Origin of the sequence: Mesorhizobium sp. M7A.F.Ca.US.005.03.1.1 (genome assembly GCF_003997975.1) — a bacterium.
Lineage (GTDB): Bacteria > Pseudomonadota > Alphaproteobacteria > Rhizobiales > Rhizobiaceae > Mesorhizobium > Mesorhizobium ciceri.
Genome location: NZ_RZRO01000054.1, coordinates 28,421 through 46,028, shown reverse-complemented (window position 1 = coordinate 46,028; position 17,608 = coordinate 28,421). Strand labels below are relative to the sequence as shown.

The 17,608-nt window shown below is 64.0% G+C and carries 15 protein-coding genes; 9 read left to right on the top strand and 6 right to left on the bottom strand.

Going from position 1 to position 17,608, the window contains the following annotated elements; genetic code table 11:
* The first annotated feature begins 293 nt into the window (after positions 1 to 293).
* The 9 genes from sfnG (at position 294) to EN990_RS21485 (ending at position 9,186) form a co-directional block, all read left to right on the top strand.
* Positions 294 to 1,394, top strand: coding sequence for a dimethylsulfone monooxygenase SfnG (sfnG, locus tag EN990_RS21525; RefSeq protein ID WP_013528160.1), 1,101 nt, complete (start codon positions 294 to 296; stop codon positions 1,392 to 1,394).
* A gap of 112 nt (positions 1,395 to 1,506) precedes the next feature.
* Positions 1,507 to 2,442, top strand: a complete 936-nt coding sequence (locus EN990_RS21520) for an ABC transporter ATP-binding protein (RefSeq protein WP_127384632.1) — start codon at positions 1,507 to 1,509, stop codon at positions 2,440 to 2,442.
* Positions 2,439 to 3,338 carry a branched-chain amino acid ABC transporter permease gene (locus EN990_RS21515; RefSeq protein ID WP_127370010.1) on the top strand — a complete coding sequence of 300 codons (900 nt, stop codon included), beginning with the start codon at positions 2,439 to 2,441 and terminating at the stop codon, positions 3,336 to 3,338. Before EN990_RS21520 ends, EN990_RS21515 begins: the two co-directional genes overlap by 4 nt.
* A 3-nt stretch (positions 3,339 to 3,341) precedes the next feature.
* Positions 3,342 to 4,382, top strand: a complete 1,041-nt coding sequence (locus EN990_RS21510; protein ID WP_127384631.1) for a branched-chain amino acid ABC transporter permease — start codon at positions 3,342 to 3,344, stop codon at positions 4,380 to 4,382.
* Positions 4,383 to 4,462: 80 nt separating this feature from the next.
* Positions 4,463 to 5,800 (top strand): ABC transporter substrate-binding protein, encoded by a 1,338-nt coding sequence (locus tag EN990_RS21505; protein ID WP_027164235.1) that lies wholly within the window; start codon positions 4,463 to 4,465, stop codon positions 5,798 to 5,800.
* A gap of 79 nt (positions 5,801 to 5,879) precedes the next feature.
* Positions 5,880 to 6,686 (top strand): ABC transporter ATP-binding protein, encoded by an 807-nt coding sequence (locus EN990_RS21500; RefSeq protein ID WP_164753483.1) that lies wholly within the window; start codon positions 5,880 to 5,882, stop codon positions 6,684 to 6,686.
* A 24-nt stretch (positions 6,687 to 6,710) separates the two neighbouring features.
* On the top strand, positions 6,711 to 7,958 hold the full coding sequence (locus EN990_RS21495) for an SfnB family sulfur acquisition oxidoreductase (protein WP_127388382.1): 1,248 nt from the start codon (positions 6,711 to 6,713) through the stop codon (positions 7,956 to 7,958).
* Positions 7,959 to 8,021: 63 nt separating this feature from the next.
* A complete protein-coding gene (msuE, locus tag EN990_RS21490) occupies positions 8,022 to 8,582 on the top strand; it encodes an FMN reductase (RefSeq protein ID WP_013528153.1) in 561 nt (186 codons plus the stop codon).
* Between the two features lie 118 nt (positions 8,583 to 8,700).
* Positions 8,701 to 9,186, top strand: a complete 486-nt coding sequence (locus EN990_RS21485) for a hypothetical protein (RefSeq protein ID WP_013528152.1) — start codon at positions 8,701 to 8,703, stop codon at positions 9,184 to 9,186.
* Between the two features lie 14 nt (positions 9,187 to 9,200).
* Here EN990_RS21485 and EN990_RS21480 read toward each other — a convergent pair whose 3' ends face one another.
* From EN990_RS21480 to EN990_RS21455, 6 genes are all read right to left on the bottom strand, one after another.
* Entirely contained in the window at positions 9,201 to 9,740 is a 540-nt protein-coding gene (locus EN990_RS21480) for a hypothetical protein (protein ID WP_127370279.1), read from the bottom strand.
* Positions 9,733 to 12,609: a sarcosine oxidase subunit alpha family protein gene (locus EN990_RS21475; protein WP_127384630.1), complete on the bottom strand. Its 2,877-nt coding sequence runs from the start codon at positions 12,607 to 12,609 to the stop codon at positions 9,733 to 9,735. The genes EN990_RS21480 and EN990_RS21475 overlap by 8 nt, the downstream gene beginning before the upstream one ends.
* Positions 12,606 to 12,872 (bottom strand): sarcosine oxidase subunit delta, encoded by a 267-nt coding sequence (locus EN990_RS21470; RefSeq protein ID WP_013528149.1) that lies wholly within the window; start codon positions 12,870 to 12,872, stop codon positions 12,606 to 12,608. The genes EN990_RS21475 and EN990_RS21470 overlap by 4 nt, the downstream gene beginning before the upstream one ends.
* A gap of 70 nt (positions 12,873 to 12,942) precedes the next feature.
* Entirely contained in the window at positions 12,943 to 14,196 is a 1,254-nt protein-coding gene (locus EN990_RS21465) for a sarcosine oxidase subunit beta (RefSeq protein ID WP_127370177.1), read from the bottom strand.
* Between the two features lie 82 nt (positions 14,197 to 14,278).
* Entirely contained in the window at positions 14,279 to 16,690 is a 2,412-nt protein-coding gene (locus EN990_RS21460; protein ID WP_127384629.1) for an FAD-dependent oxidoreductase, read from the bottom strand.
* A 207-nt stretch (positions 16,691 to 16,897) separates the two neighbouring features.
* Complete coding sequence (locus tag EN990_RS21455) at positions 16,898 to 17,557, bottom strand: TetR/AcrR family transcriptional regulator (RefSeq protein ID WP_024501867.1); 660 nt, start codon at positions 17,555 to 17,557, stop codon at positions 16,898 to 16,900.
* Positions 17,558 to 17,608 lie beyond the last annotated feature (51 nt).

Genomic DNA, 17,608 nt, shown 5'->3' with positions numbered 1-17,608 from the left:
GATATCATGGTTCTGCGGAAAGTCGCCCGCCATGCCCAGACGGTCGCGGTTGAAATTGCCAAGCTGCTGGTAACGCTGCCGTCAGCGCAGGCCATCGGCCCCAATGCCGCGCACCGTCCACACGTGGGCTGACACCTGCGGGCCGGGTTCGGCAGCGAAAATTGGTATTTCCGTCCCAAGAGCGCCCCAAAAACGGAAAATCCTTCTTTGTATATATATTCTATAAACATAATAAATATCGGAGCCGGCGCGACCGGAGCGATCAACGACACGGCCTGAATGGGAGACAGTTCATGGCACATGCAGAAGCCGATCCGATCAAATTCGCCTATTGGGTGCCGAATGTTTCGGGCGGCCTGGTGATTTCCAACATCGAGCAGCGCACCAACCATTCTGCCGAGTACAATCGCAAGCTGGCGCAGATCGCCGAGAAGGCCGGCTTCGATTACGCGCTCAGCCAGATACGTTTCACCGCCGGCTACGGCGCCGACGAACAGCATGAATCGGTGGCGTTCAGCCATGATCTGCTGGCGGCGACCACGACGCTCAAGGTCATCGCGGCGATCCTGCCAGGACCATGGAACCCGGCGCTGGCGGCCAAGCAGATCGCCACCATCAGCTACCTGACCAACGGCCGCGTCGCGATCAACCTCGTCTCCGGCTGGTTCCGTGGCGAGTTCCATGCCATCGGCGAGCATTGGCTCGATCATGACGAGCGCTATCGCCGCTCGGAGGAATTCATCCGTGCGCTGCGCGGAATATGGACTGAAGACAGCTTCACCTTCCGTGGCGATTTCTACCGCTTCAATGAGTATTCTCTGAAGCCGAAACCGCCGCAAGTACCCGAAATCTTCCAAGGCGGCTCGTCGCGCGCCGCGCGCGACATGGCATCGCGCGTCTCGGACTGGTACTTCACCAACGGCAACACGCCGGCCGAGATCGCCAAGCAGGTCGATGATATCAGGGTCAAGGCGAAGGCCAATAACCATTCCGTCAAAGTTGGCGTCAACGCCTTCGCGGTCGTTCGCGAGACCGAGGACGAGGCCAGGGCGGTGCTCGCCGAAATCATCGCCGAGGCCAATCCCGACGCGGTCAATGCTTTTGGCCATGAGGTCAAGAATGCCGGCAAGGCCTCGCCGGAAGGTGAGGGCAATTGGGCGAAATCGTCCTTCGACGATCTGGTCCAGTACAATGACGGTTTCCGCTCGAACCTGATCGGCACCCCCAGGCAGGTCGCTCAACGCGTCGTCGACCTGAAGCGCGCGGGTGCGGATCTCATCCTGCTCGGTTTCCTGCACTTCCAGGAAGAGGTCGAGTATTTCGGCAAGCATGTCATCCCGCTCGTTCGCGAACTGGAAGACGCCGAGGCGGCGGCGTCGCTGGCGGCGGAATAGTCACCCCATAGGCACGCCGGACACGCGCCGGCCTGCACACATGGAGCTTGCCCGGCGCGCTGATCCGTCGGGCGGCAATAGGTCTTTGCGCGCCTAATCGAGGACGATTGGAATGCCGTTGCCCAGTTATACGCTCGGAGTGATGGAGGCTTCCGCCTATGCACCGGAGGTCTTTGCGCGCGGCCTGCCGTCAGGTCCACGGCCGGAGCAGTCGTTCGAAGATGTCGCCAAGTCGGCAGGGGCCGTTGCCGGCCATGCCTCAGCGTTGCTTTCGCTTCAGGGCATCAGCCTGTCCTTTGGCGGCGTCGTGGCACTGGCCGATATCGACCTATCGGTCCGCCAAGGCGAGATCCGTGCCATCATCGGCCCGAACGGCGCCGGCAAGAGTTCGCTGATCAACGTCATCAGCGGCGTCTACCGGCCGGATCGCGGCCATGTCCAGCTCGACGGTACCTCCTATGCCCAGGTCCCGACGCAGCGGCTGGCCCATCTCGGCGTCGCCAGAACCTTCCAGAATCTCGCACTGTTCAAGGGCCTAAGCGTCCTCGACAATGTCGCCTCTGGCCTTGCCTACAAGGTTCGCTCCAACTTTGCCGGCCAGGTGCTCGGCATCGGCCGCTCGCGTGGCGAGCAGCGCGATTCACGCAGCCGTGCCGAACAGATCCTTGAATTCCTCCATCTCACCGCCATTCGCGACCGTCTTGTCGGCACCTTGCCTTACGGGCTGCAGAAGCGTGTCGAACTGGCCCGCGCGCTGGTGGCCGAGCCGCGCCTGCTTTTGCTGGACGAGCCGATGGCCGGCATGACAGCGAGCGAAAAGAGCGAGATGGCGTCTTTCGTCCGTGCCGCGCGCGATCGTTTCGCCACCACCGTGGTGTTGATCGAGCACGATGTCGGCGTCGTCATGGGTCTGTCCGATCGCATCGCCGTTCTCGACTACGGCCGCAAGATCGCCGACGCCACGCCCGATGAAGTTAGGAACGACCAACGCGTCATCGATGCCTATCTCGGCGTCGCCTCGGACAATGAGGACGGGGCAGGCATATGATCGCCGATTTCGACTACCAATTCCTCATCGAAGTGCTCGTCGGCGGCCTGCTCTCAGGCGTCATGTATTCGCTTGTCGCGATCGGCTTCGTGCTCATCTACAAGACCTCGGGCGTGCTCAATTTCGCGCAAGGCGCGATGCTGCTGTTTGCGGCACTCACCTTCGTCAGCCTCGTCGAGCGCGGTATTCCGTTCGCGCTGGCGCTGGCGGTCACCTTCGCCATCATGGTGGCGATGGGTGTCGCCATCGAGCGCACGGTGCTGCGGCCACTGACCAACAAGCCGCCGATCACACTGTTCATGGCGACGCTCGGCCTGTCCTACATCATCGAGGGCGCCGCCCAGCTGATCTGGGGCACGCAGGTCCATGGCCTCGATCTCGGCATCGAGGACGTGCCGCTGGAAATCGGCGGCGTGCTGATCAGCGAGTTCGACATTTTTGCCGCGGTGGTTGCCGCCGGCATGGTCCTCCTGCTGTCGCTGTTCTTCCGCTACACCCGCATCGGCCTCTCCTTCCGCGCCGTTGCCGACGACCAGTTCGCGGCCCTCGCGGTCGGTCTCAGGCTGCCGCTGATCTGGGCCACCGTGTGGGCTGCCGCCGGCCTTGTCGCCCTGGTGGCGGGACTGCTCTGGGGCGCACGCCTCGGCGTGCAGTTCTCGCTGTCGCTGGTGGTGCTCAAGGCGCTGCCGGTGCTGGTGCTCGGCGGCTTCGATTCCATCCTCGGCGCCATCGTCGGCGGGCTGCTGATCGGCGCCAGTGAGAAGCTCGCCGAGGTCTATATCGGCGATTATTTCGGCGGCGGCATCGAGAGCTGGTTTGCCTATGTCGTCGCGCTCGTCTTCCTGCTGATCCGCCCTTCCGGCCTGTTCGGCCAGAAGCTCGTTGAGAGGATCTGAACAATGACCGCGATAACAAGCGATTTCGTCGCCGCGCCGGTGCTGCCGAAATGGGTCGTACCGGTCCTGCTGCTCGCCTTCGCCTATGGTGTCGTGCCGCTGATCGGCTCAAGCTATCTGTTCGAGGCCATCCTGCTGCCGTTCCTGGCGCTCAGCCTCGCCGGCGTGGGCTTGAACATTCTCACCGGCTATGCCGGCCAGGTCTCGCTGGGCAGTGCCGCCTTCATGGCGGCGGGCGCCTTCGCCGCCTATAATTTCAACCTGCGCGTCGAGGGCCTGCCGCTGATCGGCAGCATCTTCCTGGCCGGCATCGTCGCCGCCGCGATCGGCATCGTTTTCGGCCTGCCCAGCCTGCGTCTGAAGGGTTTTTATCTCGCGGTCTCGACGCTCGCCGCGCAGTTCTTCGTGCAATGGGGGCTGACCAAGTTCAGCTGGTTCTCCAACAACTCGGCGTCAGGCGTCATCGACGCGCCGAGACTGTCGATTTCAGGTTTAGCGCTCGACGGCGCCGTCGGCCGCTATTTGTTCGCGCTGACAATTGTCACTGTGCTGACCTTCCTTGCCTACAGGCTGGTCTCGTCGCAGACCGGTCGCAACTTCATCGCCATCCGCGACAATGAAACCGCCGCCCGCATCATCGGCATTCCGGTGCTGAGGACCAAGCTGCTGGCCTTCGCCATCTCGTCCTTCGTCATCGGCGTCGCAGGCGTCATCTGGGCCTTCGCCTATCTGAGGACCGTCGAGCCGGACGGCTTCGATCTCGATCGGTCGTTCCAGATCCTGTTCATCATCATCATCGGCGGGCTGGCTTCGATCCGCGGCGCGTTTTTCGGCGCCGCCCTCATTGTGGTTTTCCCGCTCGCTCTGTCGCGCCTCGGCGGCTTCCTGCTCGGCGATCTCTTCGATTCGGGCGTGCTCGACATGAGCCAGCGCATCGTTCTGGGCGCGCTCATCATCCTGTTTCTGATCCTTGAACCCGACGGGCTGGTGGCGCTGTGGGACAGGGTCCGAAGACGGCTCCTGTTCGCCTGGCAGTCGACTTGAGCTGATGCATTGAAAATGAATCCCATCGGAAAATGAACAAGGGGCCGAACAAGACGGCCCATACCGGGAGTACCTCGACCATGACTTTCCTCAGCACAATCAAGGCGGCGGCGTTGTCCGCGGCGATGATCGTGTCGGTGGCCTTGCCCGCCGCGCACGCCGACGAACAATATTTCCCGCTGCAGAGCTATCGCGTCGGGCCTTACGCGGCCGGCGGCACCGGCTTCTTCGGCGGCTTCATCGACTATCTCAACCTCATCAACATCCGCGACGGCGGCGTCAACGGCGTCAAGCTGACCTGGGACGAATGCGAGACCCAGTACGAGGTCGAGCGCGGCGTCGAATGCTACGAGCGGCAGAAGAGCCATGCCGGCGCCGCCGCCTGGAACCCGCTCTCGGTCGGCATCGCCTATGCCATGATCGACCGCATCACCGCCGACAAGGTGCCGCTGATCACCGTCAACCACGGCCGCACCGATTCCACCGACGGGCGTGTCTTCCCCTACGTCTTCCCGCTGCTGCTCAATCCCTACAGCGAGACATCAGGCATCGTGAACTACATCGCCTCCAAGGAAGGCGGCATCGACAAGCTGAAGGGCAAGAAGATCGTCGTGCTCTATCACGGCTCGCCCTACGGCAAGGAGACCATCCCGATCTATGAGCTGCTGGCGCAGAAATACGGCTTCACCGTGCAGCAGATCGAGGTGCCGCATCCCGGCAACGAGCAGCAGTCGCAGTGGCTGACCATCCGCCGCGCCAAGCCGGATTTCGTCGTCCTGCGCGGCTGGGGTGTGATGAACCCGGTGGCGCTGAAGACGGCGGTCAAGGTCGGCTATCCCGTCGATCACATCGTCGGCAATGTCTGGTCGAATTCTGAAGAGGATGTCATCCCTGCCGGCGACGCCGCCAAGGGTTACACCGCCATCACCACGCAGGCTTCCGGCAACTCCTACCCGGTGGTTCAGGAGATCGTGAAGACGGTCTACGGCGCCGGCAAGGGTAACCTTGAAGACAAGGCGCGCATCGGCTCGGTCTACCACAATCTCGGCATCGTCAACGGCATCCTCAATGTCGAGGCGATCCGGGTCGCGCAGGAGAAGTTCGGCCACCGCACGCTGACCGGCGACGAGGTCCGCTGGGGCTTCGAGCATCTCAAGCTTGATCCGGCCAAGGTCGAGGCGCTCGGCGCCAAGGACCTGTTCCACTCGATCAATGTCAGCTGGGACAACCATGAAGGCGAAGGCTACGTGACCTTCCAGCAGTGGGACGGCAAGAAGTGGAACGTCGTCTCCGACTGGATCGCGCCGGACTGGGCGCTTCTGCGGCCAATCATCGAGAAGTCCGCCGAGGCCTACGCCGCCGAGAAGGGCATCAAGCTACGCACCTCCGACGATGCCAATGCTGTGACCACCAACTGATCAGTCAGTGCCGGGCGTCGCGGACCAAGTTTCCGTGGCGCCCGACCTGTTCGGTTTTCGAACCGCGAAAGAACAGCCTATGCCGAACGATGACGTCATTCTTGCTGTGGACACGGTCCATGCCACCTACAACCACGCCATCACGGCGCTGCATGGTGTCAGTTTCGAGCTCAGGCGCGGCCAGATACTGGCATTGCTCGGTGCCAATGGCGCTGGCAAGACCACGACGCTGAAGGCCGTCTCCAACCTGCTGCCGGTCGAACGCGGCCAGGTCAATGCCGGCACCATCCGCTATGACGGCTCGGATGTCTCGCGCCGCAAACCGGGCGATCTGGTGCGCGCCGGGCTGGTTCAGGTGCTGGAAGGCCGCCACTGCTTCAAAAGCCTCACCGTCGAGGAGAATCTGATCGCCGGCGGCATCGGCCGCAGCGGCAGCCGCGCCGAGATCAACGGGGATCTCGAACGGATCTACGGCTATTTCCCGAGGCTTCGGGAAAAACGCCGGACATTGTCCGGCCTGACCTCCGGCGGCGAACAGCAGATGACCGCCATCGGCAGGGCGCTGATGTCGCGGCCGCGGCTGCTCGTCCTGGACGAACCGTCGATGGGGCTCGCGCCAATCATCGTCCAGGACATCTTCCAGAGCTTGAAAAAACTCAACCGCGAGACTGGCCTATCCATCCTGGTCGCCGAGCAGAACTCCGCAGTGGCGCTGCGATATGCCGACCATGCCACGGTGCTGGAGAACGGCGTTTCCGTTCTCGCCGGCGCGGCCCCCGAGCTTCGCCAGCGCGAGGACATCAGGGCCTTCTATCTCGGTCAATCGAACCCCGGGCAACAGGCGTCACCCGCCACCAAGCCCGCCCATCTCCACGCCGTTGCCTGAATCGAAATCCCAAGGAGCAGTGAAATGACCGTTTCGACCGTCAAGACCGACAAGGCTTCCGCCGCCGTGCCGCCAGTCGCAAGGCCGACCGCCCCGGCGCACATCATCAAGGACGACGCCGAGGCGATTGCGGTTGCCCATGCGCTCGCCGCCGAATTCGTCAAGGACTCCTCCCGGCGCGACCGTGAACGGATCTGGCCGGTCGCCGAACTCGATGCCTTTTCGCAAAGCGGCCTGTGGTCGATCAATGTACCCAAGGCATTCGGTGGGCCGGAGGTGTCCTATGCGACGCTGGCGAAGGTGATCGAGATCATCTCGGCGGCGGATTCCTCGATCGGCCAGGTTGCGCAGAACCATCTCGGCGTCGTCGCTGCCATCCGCACCGTCTCCGACGCGGACCAGCAGAAGCTGCTGTTCGCCGAAGCGCTGAAGGGCACCCGGTTCGGCAACGCCTTTTCCGAGTTCGGCTCCAAGCGCGCCGCCGATTTTGAGACCCGCTTCACCGATGCCGGCGATCATGTGGTTGTCAACGGCCGGAAATTCTATTCGTCCGGCGCGCTGCTCGCCCATCTGGTGCCGATCGTGGCGCTCGATGACGAGGGCCGCGCCTGGTATGCGATCGCCGACCGCGGCGCACCCGGCCTGACCGTTATCGACGACTGGTCGAGCTTCGGCCAGCGCACGACCCTGTCCGGCACCGTCATCATCGACAACGTCAAGGTGCCGAAGACGCATCTGGTACCCGGCTACAAGGGCTACGACAAACCGACCGCCGACGGCGCCATCTTCCAGATCATCCAGGTGGCCGTGGACACCGGCATCGCCCAGGCGGCGATCGACGAGACGGTCGATTTCGTCAGGACCAAAAGCCGCGCCTGGATCGACAGCGGCGTCGACAACGCCTGGGACGATCCCTACACCATTCAGGCCATCGGCGACCTGACGCTGCGCCTGCACGCGGCGCAGGCGCTGCTCGAAAAGGCCGGTCATGCAATCGACCGGGCAGTGGCCGAGCCGACAGCCGAGACGGTGGCGCACGCCCAGATCGTCACTGCTGAAGCCAAGATCTTGTCGACAGAGATCGCCATCGCCGCCACCAACAAGCTGTTCGAACTGGCAGGGACCCGCTCAACCCTGGCCGAGCACAATCTCGACCGGCATTGGCGCAACGCCCGCACGCACACGCTGCACGATCCGGTGCGCTGGAAATACTCGATCCTCGGCAAATATTTCCTCAACGGCAAAAATCCGCCGCTGCACGCCTGGAGCTGATTTCCACCGGCGGGCTGGCGGCCCGCCACGTCAAACCTTCGACCATTCAAGAGGCCCACTGCCATGTCAAACCCAACAGTCGTCGGCTTTTCCGGCAACATCACCAGGCCGTCAAAGACGCGCGCCTTCGTCGATCTGGTCGCCAGGGACATCGCCGCCAGCCACGGCCTATCGGCGAGCACCTATGATATCGAGGATCTCGGGCCGTCGCTGGGAACGGCGAAATGGGCCCGCGATCTCGACGGCCAGGCGCACGCGATCCTGGAACAAATCCTCGCCGCCGACGTGTTTGTCGTGGGCTCGCCGACCTACAAGGGCAGCTATACCGGCCTGTTCAAGCATTTCTTCGATCTGATCGATCCGGCGGCATTGCGGGGAAAGCCCATCGTGCTGACGGCGACCGGCGGTGGCGAGCGCCATGCCTTGATCGTCGAGCATCAGCTGCGGCCGCTGTTCGGCTTCTTCGAGGCCTTTGCGCTGCCCACCGCCGTCTACGCCACCGACAAGGATTTCACCGACGGCGTGCTGCGCTCCGAGGCGATCCTTAAGCGTGCGGCGCAGGCGGTCGACGAGGTCGGCTTTGTGCTGGCCAATCGTTCGGCAGGCCGGATCGCCGCTGAATAGCCTGTCGTCAGCCAGATTGAACTGAACGAAATCCGTGAGGGCAGCGCCCCCGCTTACGCGCAATTTACGACCGACCGCTAAAACCGTTCCTGTCTGATTCGTCTGGGACAGGAACGTCATGAGCAAAGCCCTTACATCCTTCGCATTGGTCGCCGTGCTGACCGCCTTGCTCATGGCGTTGAGCCTGGCTGTCGCCAGGCACGGCTATCCCTATGGCGCGATCGGCGTCAGGCGCCTTGACGGCATTGCCGACGCCGGCGTGTTCATCCCGATTGCCGCCGTCTATTTCTTCAGCGCGATGCTGATGATGATCCTGCCGATCAGGGCGGCCGGCATTGTCCTGACCCATGCCGCAGACGCCCTTTTCTGGACCGTGATCGCACTGTTTGCGACCATCGTCGGCTGTCTGGTCGCCAGATGGGCGTTCGGGCAGGGCAGCGCCGTGTGGACATTGCTGAACTGGCGGTTCCTGTTTGCCGCGGCGATCGTCGGTTGTCACTTCGTCATGAACGAGCTGCGCCGCAACGTCCTGCTGCGCAGCCTGTTCTTCGTCGTCTTTGCCGCCGCGACGCTGGCCTGCCTGTTCTGGTCGTTCACACTCTGACCAGCCGTAACCGGCTACTTCGCTGATCCTGCGGCGATGTTGCCGGCGGCAATTTCCATCCATGTCCAGAGATAGGCGGCAAGACCGCGATCGACATGGATGCGCAGCTTGCCGTCACGGCGATAGACGACGGCGCTGATGCCTGCGAATGAGAGCGCTGCACTGGCGCTCGCTTGGCTGGGATCGAGCGTCGTTCCACGCGCGATGAAAGCGTCGAGCGCCGTGCCCTCGGCCTCGAACATTTGCAGCCCGGCGCTGATCGCCGTCACCGCGAACCCGTCTGCATGCCAGCCCGTCGCGATGGCGAGGACGCTGTTCGAGACGACGAGCAACCGGTCGCGCGCCAGCCGCGCCGCATAGCGGTCACCTTGTGCGGTGCCAAAGGCTCCGATTCCGTTCCCGTCGGCGCTCGAAGCCCGCGCCCACGCGTCGAGGTCGCCGCTGACCAGCAACTGGTTGAGGCCGCAGACCGCGCGTACCACAAGGCCGGGCACCTTGATCACCGCCGATTGCCAATCCGGTGCAACAGACCATTTTTCCGCGAGATCACGCATGCAGCCGGTCTCCTGCCGGGTCGAAGGCGCAAGGGGCGGTAATCGTCGCCTTGCTGATCTTGCCGAGATGCTGGATGTCGATCGTCTCGCCGTGCCGCGTCGCGCCGCGCTCTATCAGCCCAAGCGCAACCGGGCGGCCAAGCGTCGGGCTCTGGTAGCTCGAGGTGACAAAGCCCTGGCTGTGCAATCTGCCGTCGATCCGTTTGATGCCATGCGCGCCGGTCGGCAGCGGTGCTTCGCCTTGCGGCACTGCCAGCCCGACAAGCTGCATGCGATTGTCACGCGACGCCTCCTCGGTGAACAATGAGCGGCGGCCGACGAACTCGGTCTTGCGTTTGGCCCGCGGACCGTGGACGCCGAGATCATGCGGCAATGTGGTGCCGTCGGTGTCCTTGCCGATGACGATAAAACCCTTTTCGGCACGCAGGATCATCAGCGCCTCCAGGCCGATGACGACGGCGTCGAGCGCCTGGCCGGCCTCGCGCAGATGCGCCCATAGCGGCTCGGCGTGGTCGGCCCGGATCGAAATCTCGTAGCTCCTGTCGCCGGTGAAACTGACGCGGGCGATGCGGACTTCGTCGCCGGCATAAGTGCCATGACCGATCGCCATATGCGGCAGGTCGGCATCGTCGAGCGAGAGGCCAAGATGCAGCTTTTCCAGCAGCTTGCGGGCATTTGGCCCCGAAACGGTCAGTGTCGCCATGTCCGGTGTGGCGTTGTGGATGTAGACGGCGCCGCGGCCAAAACGGTCCTGGCGCCATTCCTCCAGCCGCGCATGGACGGCGGCGACATGCGAGGACGAGCACGACACGACGAAGCGATGCTCGTCCAGCCGCACCAGCACGCCGTCGTCGAAGACCACGCCGTTCTCAGACAGCATGAAGCCATAGCGGCAGCGGCCCGGTTTCAATGTTGACATGGTGTTGTAGTAGAGGAAATCGACGAACGCCGCCGCCTGCGGCCCGATCACCTCGATCTTGCCGAGCGTCGAACCATCGAACAGCGCGACCGACTGGCGCGCACGTCGCGCCTCGTCCGCGATCGAACGTTCCGCGTCCGCGTTGCCGCCATAATGAGCAGGCCGCAACCAGCCGCCATATTCCTGGAAGACAGCGCCGCTGGCGCGATGGACGTTTTCGAGCGGCAGCCGCCGTACCGGCGCCATCAACTCACCGACGCGCGCGCCGGCAAAGCTTGCCAGCGGCACCGGCGTGAACGGCGGCCGGTAGGTGGTGGTGCCGACCTCCGGCACCGTGCGGCCGGTAATCCCTGCCATCAGCGCCAGGCCGGGCACGTTGGAGGTCTTGCCCTGGTCGGTCGCCATGCCGAGCGTGGTGTAGCGCTTCAGATGTTCGACCGAGACGAAGTTTTCGCGTGCGGCCAGCTCGACGTCCTTCACCGTCACGTCGTTCTGGTAGTCGATCCAGATGCGGCCTTTCGAGCCCGGCATCGGCCAGGCCGGGAGAATGCCGTCCGTCGCCTCCGGCCCGGTGCTGCGTGGTGTTGCCGCGTTCTCCTTGCCGGCGAATGCCTTTTCCACGCCGGCAAACACCTCCGACAAGGAGACCGCGCCGGCTGCGGCGCCGACCACGGCGATACCGCCGACCGGTTCGCCCGGCAGGAAGGCCGCGCGCGCATCGCTCCAGGCGAGCTTGCCCTTGGCCTGGCCGAAGAGATGAATGGTCGGCGTCCAGCCGCCCGAGACCACAACGCAATCGGCATCGAACCTCGTGCCGTCGTCGAGCGTCACGCCGTCGACGCGCAGCTTGCCGCTGGCGGATGCGAGAGAACGCCCCTTGATCAGCCGGACATTGGCCGCCGCCGCAGGCGTGCCGTCACGCCGGATATCGACAAGCCTGACTTCGGCGCCGACCTCGGCAAGCGCCCCCGCCACCTCATAGGCGCTGTCATTGTTGGTGGCGACGATGATGCGGCGGCCGACCAGCACAGCGTGGCGCCGGAGATAGGCGAACGCCGCATCCGCCGACATGATGCCCGGCAGATCGTTGTTGGCGAAAGGCAGCGGCCGTTCGATGGCGCCGGTCGCCAGCACGATCTGGCGCGGCCTGACCCGCCACAGCGTATCCGGCCGGCCGTCGAGATGACGCTGGTTCAGCCCGACCAGATTGTGGTCGTAAATGCCGAAGGCGGTGGTCGAAGGCAGGATGAGGTGACCGCCAGCGGCAAGCTCGGCAATCGTCTCCTTGACCCATACGGCCGCCGGCTTGCCGTCGATCTCCGCGGCACGATGGCCGAGCGATCCGCCGGGACTCTGCTGGTCGTCGACCAGTGCGACGGTCAGGCCAGCACCGGACGCCAGCCCTGCCGCCGCCAGCCCGGCCGGTCCCGCGCCTACAACCAGCACATCGCAATGATGGTTGATCTGGTCGGCCTTGCCGGGCGAGGTCCAGTCGGCGTCGACTGTGCCCAATCCCGCCATGGCGCGGATGCGCGGCTCGAACCTGTGCCAGTCCGGCCACATGAAGGTCTTGTAGTAGAACGCCGCTGGAATGAAGCGCGCGAAACGGTCGAGGAAGGCGTTGCGGTCGGCCAGCGCGCTGGGCGTGGCGTTGACGCTTTTCGCCACCAGTCCGTCCCGCGCCGGCTCGGTCGTGGCGCGGGTGTTCGGCGTTGCCCGCGTGCCGCCGAGATCGACCAGCGCATTTGGCTCCTCGACGCCGGCGCCCCATATGCCGCGCGGCCGGTGGTATTTGAAGCTGCGGCCGACGACCGCGACGTCACCCGCCAGCAGCGCCGAGGCGATGGTGTCACCGGCAAAGCCTTGCACGATGGTTCCGTCGAAGCTGAAGCGGATCGGGCGCGAGCGGTCGATGGCGCTGCCGCCGGTGGCAAGACGTGAGGCGGTCACGCGACGTGCTCCCCGCCGAGTGCGGCCGAGGACAGCACCTTGTGGGTGACGGTGTCGCGCTCCATGACGAAGAACTCGCCGCAGTTCATGTGAACCCAGATTTCGCGCGCCGTGCCTTTCGGATTGGTGCGCAGATAGAGGTAATCAGCCCAGCGATCGATCGGCACATCGGCGCCATCCGGCCGCGCATTTCCGGCATCGCCGCCATAGTGGAATTCGGTTTCGTCGCGCGGGCCGCAGAATGGGCAAGGGAAAAGCTGCATAAAATCCTCAATCTTCGTCTTTATGCATGTCGTTCTCCCAAAACCGCTGCGTACTTTTGGGCGACATGCATCAGTGTGCGATGCCGGAGCCGGCCGCTTCGTCGATCAGCCGCCCGCTGGCGAAGCGATCAAGGTCGAACGGACGGCTGATGTGGTTGTGTTCGCCAGTCGCCAGCAGGTTCGCCAGCAGCGTGCCGCCTGCGGGAATGGCCTTGAAGCCGCCCGTGCCCCAGCCGCAATTGAGGAACAGGCCGGGCAGCGGCGAGGGGCCGATGATCGGCGAGGAGTCCGGCACGACATCGACGATCCCAGCCCATTGCCGCATCAGCTTGAGCTGGCCGAAGATCGGGAACATCTCCAAAAGGCCGGCGATCACCCCCTCCAGCGTCGGCAGATTGCCGCGCTGCGCGTAGGAGGGGATGCGGTCGAGCCCGCCGCCGATGACGATCTCGCCCTTGTCCGACTGGCTGACATAGACGCCGCAGCCGGGCGACAGCACCACCGTGTCGAGGATCGGCTTGACCGGTTCGGACACGCAGGCCTGCAGCGCATAGGAATTGATCGGCAGGCGGAAGCCGGCCTTGGCCGCCAGCACCGAAGAATGCCCGGCCACCGCCATGCCGATACGCTCGGCACGGATCGCGCCACGCGAGGTCTGGACGCCACGGCAGCGGCCGCCCTCGATGATGAAATCGGTGATCTCGCAGTTCTGGATGATGTCGACGCCGAGTCGGCTTGCGGCCCGCGCATAGCCCCAGGCGACCGCATCATGGCGTGCCGTTCCGGCCCTGCCTTGCCAGATACCGCCGAACACCGGGAAGCGTGCGTCCGGTGAAAAATTGTAGATCGGCGCCACCCGGCGCACATCGTCAGGCGAAAACAGCTCCGCATCGATGCCGTTGATCTGCATGGCGTTGACGGTGCGGGCGCCGATCTCCATCTCGCCGGTCGAGTGGCAGAGATTGACCATGCCGCGTTGCGACAGCATGACGTTGTAGTTGAGCTCTTTCGACAATCCCTCATAGAGCCGGTGCGCCAGCCCGTAGAGCTCGATGCTCTCCGGATAATAGTAGTTGGAGCGCACCACGGTGGTGTTGCGGCCGGTGTTGCCGCCGCCGATCCAGCCTTTTTCCAGCACCGCTACGCTGGTGATGTTGTGGTTCTTGGCCAGGTAATAGGCCGTTGCCAGCCCATGGCCGCCGCCACCGATGACGATCGCATCATAGGACAGTTTCGGCTCGGGCGAGCGCCACGCCGGTTGCCAGCCGGTTTGGCCGGCCAGGCCCTCCTTGAACAGCGAAAAGGCGGAATAGCGTGTGGTCATGACGTGCCGGACAGGCCTGATTTTCGGAAAGAAACGTGGATCATCGCATGGTCTTCCGCACTGACGTCACCGGTTCGATCGGTCATGCCCGCATCGCCTTGCCCAGTGGATCGTATGGCGACGAGGCGATGACGCGCGCACCTCTTTCGACGCCGACGATGTGGGTTGTCAACTGCGTATCGATATCAGCCACCTCGCGCTCGACCAGCGCCATGGCGAGGCTCTTGCCGACCGTATGGCCGTAGCCGCCCGAGGTGACGAAGCCAGCAAGCTTGCCTCTATACCAGACCGGCTCGTAACCGCTGGCATCGGCGTCCACCGCGTCGATTTCGAGCGTCACCAGCGTGCGCCTCGATGAAGCCTTCGGCTCCTTCCGGGCCGCCTCGCGGCCGATGAAATCGCCCTTGTCGAAAGCGATCCAGCGGTCCATCCCGGTCTCATCGGGCGTATAGTCCTGCGTGAACTCGCGCGACCAGATACCAAAGCTCTTTTCGAGCCGCAGCGAATTGACCGCGCCGAAGCCGTATTCGGTGACGCCCAGATCGCTGCCTGCGGCAAGCAGCGCGCGGCGCAGGCCTGCGTGCTCATTGGCCTGGCAATGGATCTCGTAGCCGAGTTCGCCGATGACCGAGAGCCGCCCGACTTTGGCCCGCACCAGCCCGACATCCAATGTCTTGCAGGCTAGAAAGCCAAAGGCCTCGTGCGAAACGTCCTGATGTGTGAGGCGCTCAAGCAGCATTCGCGCATTGGGACCAGCCAGCGAGAAACCGACGACCGCGTCTGAAATGTCGCGGACGGTGACGCCGTCGCTCATATGCTGCTCGAACCAGCGCATATGCCACTGCCGCAGATAGTAGGATCCCATGATCCACCAGGAGCCATCGCCCCAGTTGAAGACGGTGAGGTCGCCCTTGAGCTTGCCGTTTTCGCCGAGCATAGCCGCGAGCTTGGCGCGACCCGGATTGGGCAGCGCACAGGCAAGCAGCCGGTCGAGCCAAGCTTCCGCCTGCGGCCCGGCGATTTCGTAGCGTGAGAAGGCAGTGATATCGAGCAGACCGACGCCCTCGCGCACCTTGCGGCACTCCTGTGCGACGATGTCGAAGGCGTTGGAGCGCTTCAGCGTCGGTGTCTCGACGAAGCCATGCGGCGCGAAATAGAGCGGCACTTCCATGCCCCATGAATTGCCCCAGCGCGCGCCGGCGGCATCCATCGCGTCATGCGCGCCGGCTGTCTTCAAGGGCCGCCCCGCCGGCAACTGCACGTTGGGATAGCTCATGACAAAGCGGCGCGAATAGAACTGCCCGGTGGTCTGCCTGATGTATTCGCGGTTGGAGGCGAAATCGCCATAGCGGGCGATGTCCATGCCGTAGACATCGGCTTCCGGCTCGCCATGGATCATCCATTCGGCAAGCGACTTGCCGACCCCGCCGCCTTGCAGGAAACCGGCCATGACGCCGCACGCCACCCAGTAGTTGGGAACCCCGCGCACCGGGCCGACCAGCGGATTGCCGTCCGGCGAGAAGGTGAAGGCGCCGTTCACCCAGCGCTTGATGCCGGCATTCTCCAGGCAGGGGTATCGGCTGAAGCCGAGGGCCAACTCGTCGGCGATGCGGTCGGTGTCTTCCTGGATCAGTTCAATGCCGTAATCCCACGGCGCCCCATCCATGTTCCAGTGCTTGTGGTTGATCTCGTAGATGCCGAGCAGCAGGCCTTTCTGTTCCTGGCGCATGTAGGTGAAGCCTTCGAGATCGACGATCAGCGGCAATTCCTTGTCCAGCGCCTGGATTTCGGGCAGCGCCTCGGTGACGAGATAATGGTGCTCCATCGGCGACACCGGCAGGTCGATGCCGGCCATCCGGCCGACCTGCTTGGCCCACAGCCCGCCGGCATTGACGACGTGTTCGGCAATCACCGTGCCCTTCTCGGTGACTACGTCCCAGCCGCCGTCCGCGCGGCGGTTGAGTGCCAGCACGCGGTTGTGCTCGATGATATCGGCGCCGCGCAGCCTGGCTGCCTTGGCATAGGCGTGCACGACGCCCGAGGGATCGATATGGCCTTCGCGCGCGGCATAGAGTCCACCCAGCATGCCGTCGGTGTTGAGGATCGGGCAGCGCTGCTTGATCTCATCGACTCCGACCAGGTGGACATCGTCGATGCCCATGGTCTGGAAGATGCGGTAGGAAGCCTTGAGCCATTCCCAGCGCTCCGGCGCCGAGGCGACCGAAATACCGCCGGTCATGTGCATGCCGATGCTCTGGCCCGATTCCTTCTCGACCTCGGAGAGCAGGTCGATCGTGTAGGCCTGCAGGGCGGCGATGTTGGGATCGGCGTTCAGCGCATGGAACCCGCCGGCCGCATGCCAACTCGACCCTGCGGTCAGCACCTCGCGTTCGATCAGCGCGACGTCGCTCCAGCCGAACTTCGCCAGGTGATAGAGCACCGAGGCTCCAACCACGCCGCCGCCGATGACGATCGCCCGATATTGGGATTTCATCCTGTCGCACTCCACCCAGCCAGTGTGGAGTACCCTATCGGTATTGTACATATGTGTCTAGAGGTTGGCGGGCAGCGGAATGAGCGCCCGTGACGCCGCTCTGCGCCGATACGGCAGAGGGCTCCTCTGCTGCTGTCGGCAGCAACCGTGCTTGCTATTGGGCCGATGCGCGAAGCGAAATCGTCAGGCCGCGGCGGCCGGGCCGTACTATCGGTTGCGCGAAAGCGTCTTCTCGACATAGCGCGAGAAGTCCTCGACATCCTCCGCCGGAGGCTCCTGGCCGGTGAAGCTGCGCAGATAACCGGCGACGTGAGGCAGGCGGCTGCTCATCGGCTCGTTGAGCTCAAGCGAGTAATAGCCGATCTGCATGAAATACAGCACGCGGGCCCGCACGAAGGCATCCTCCTCGTCGTAGCCGTGACGCATGAACATGTCGCGTATGGCGTTGACACGCTCCTCGTCGGCCTCGTCTAAGGCGCGCCTGATGGCGGGCGAGCGACGGGCCCAGGCCCTGATCGCGAAATCCAGCTGGGGGTCGAACAGCCTTTCGTCCACCCAGCATTCGAAAATGCTCATCACCCCGCGTATGACGGTGGCGGAAGGCCGCCTGGCGCGTTCCACGATGAATTTGGTATTCGTCTGCCGCCAGTAATCCAGCAACTGGTCGAGCAGATCCTGCCGGCTCTTGAAATACCAGTAGAAGCTGGAGCGCGACACATCGAGCTTCTGGCCAAGCGTCAGCACGCGGACGCGTTCGACTCCGTCAGAGATCAACGTTTCAAGCGCAAGCTTCAGCCAGTCTTCGCGAGTGGCCTTGATGTTGCCGGTGGCGCCGGCGCGCTGAATCGTCGTTTCGAGAGCTGCCATCGACACGACGCATGACATGCTGCCTCAGGCAAATCAAGGCTATGGACATAA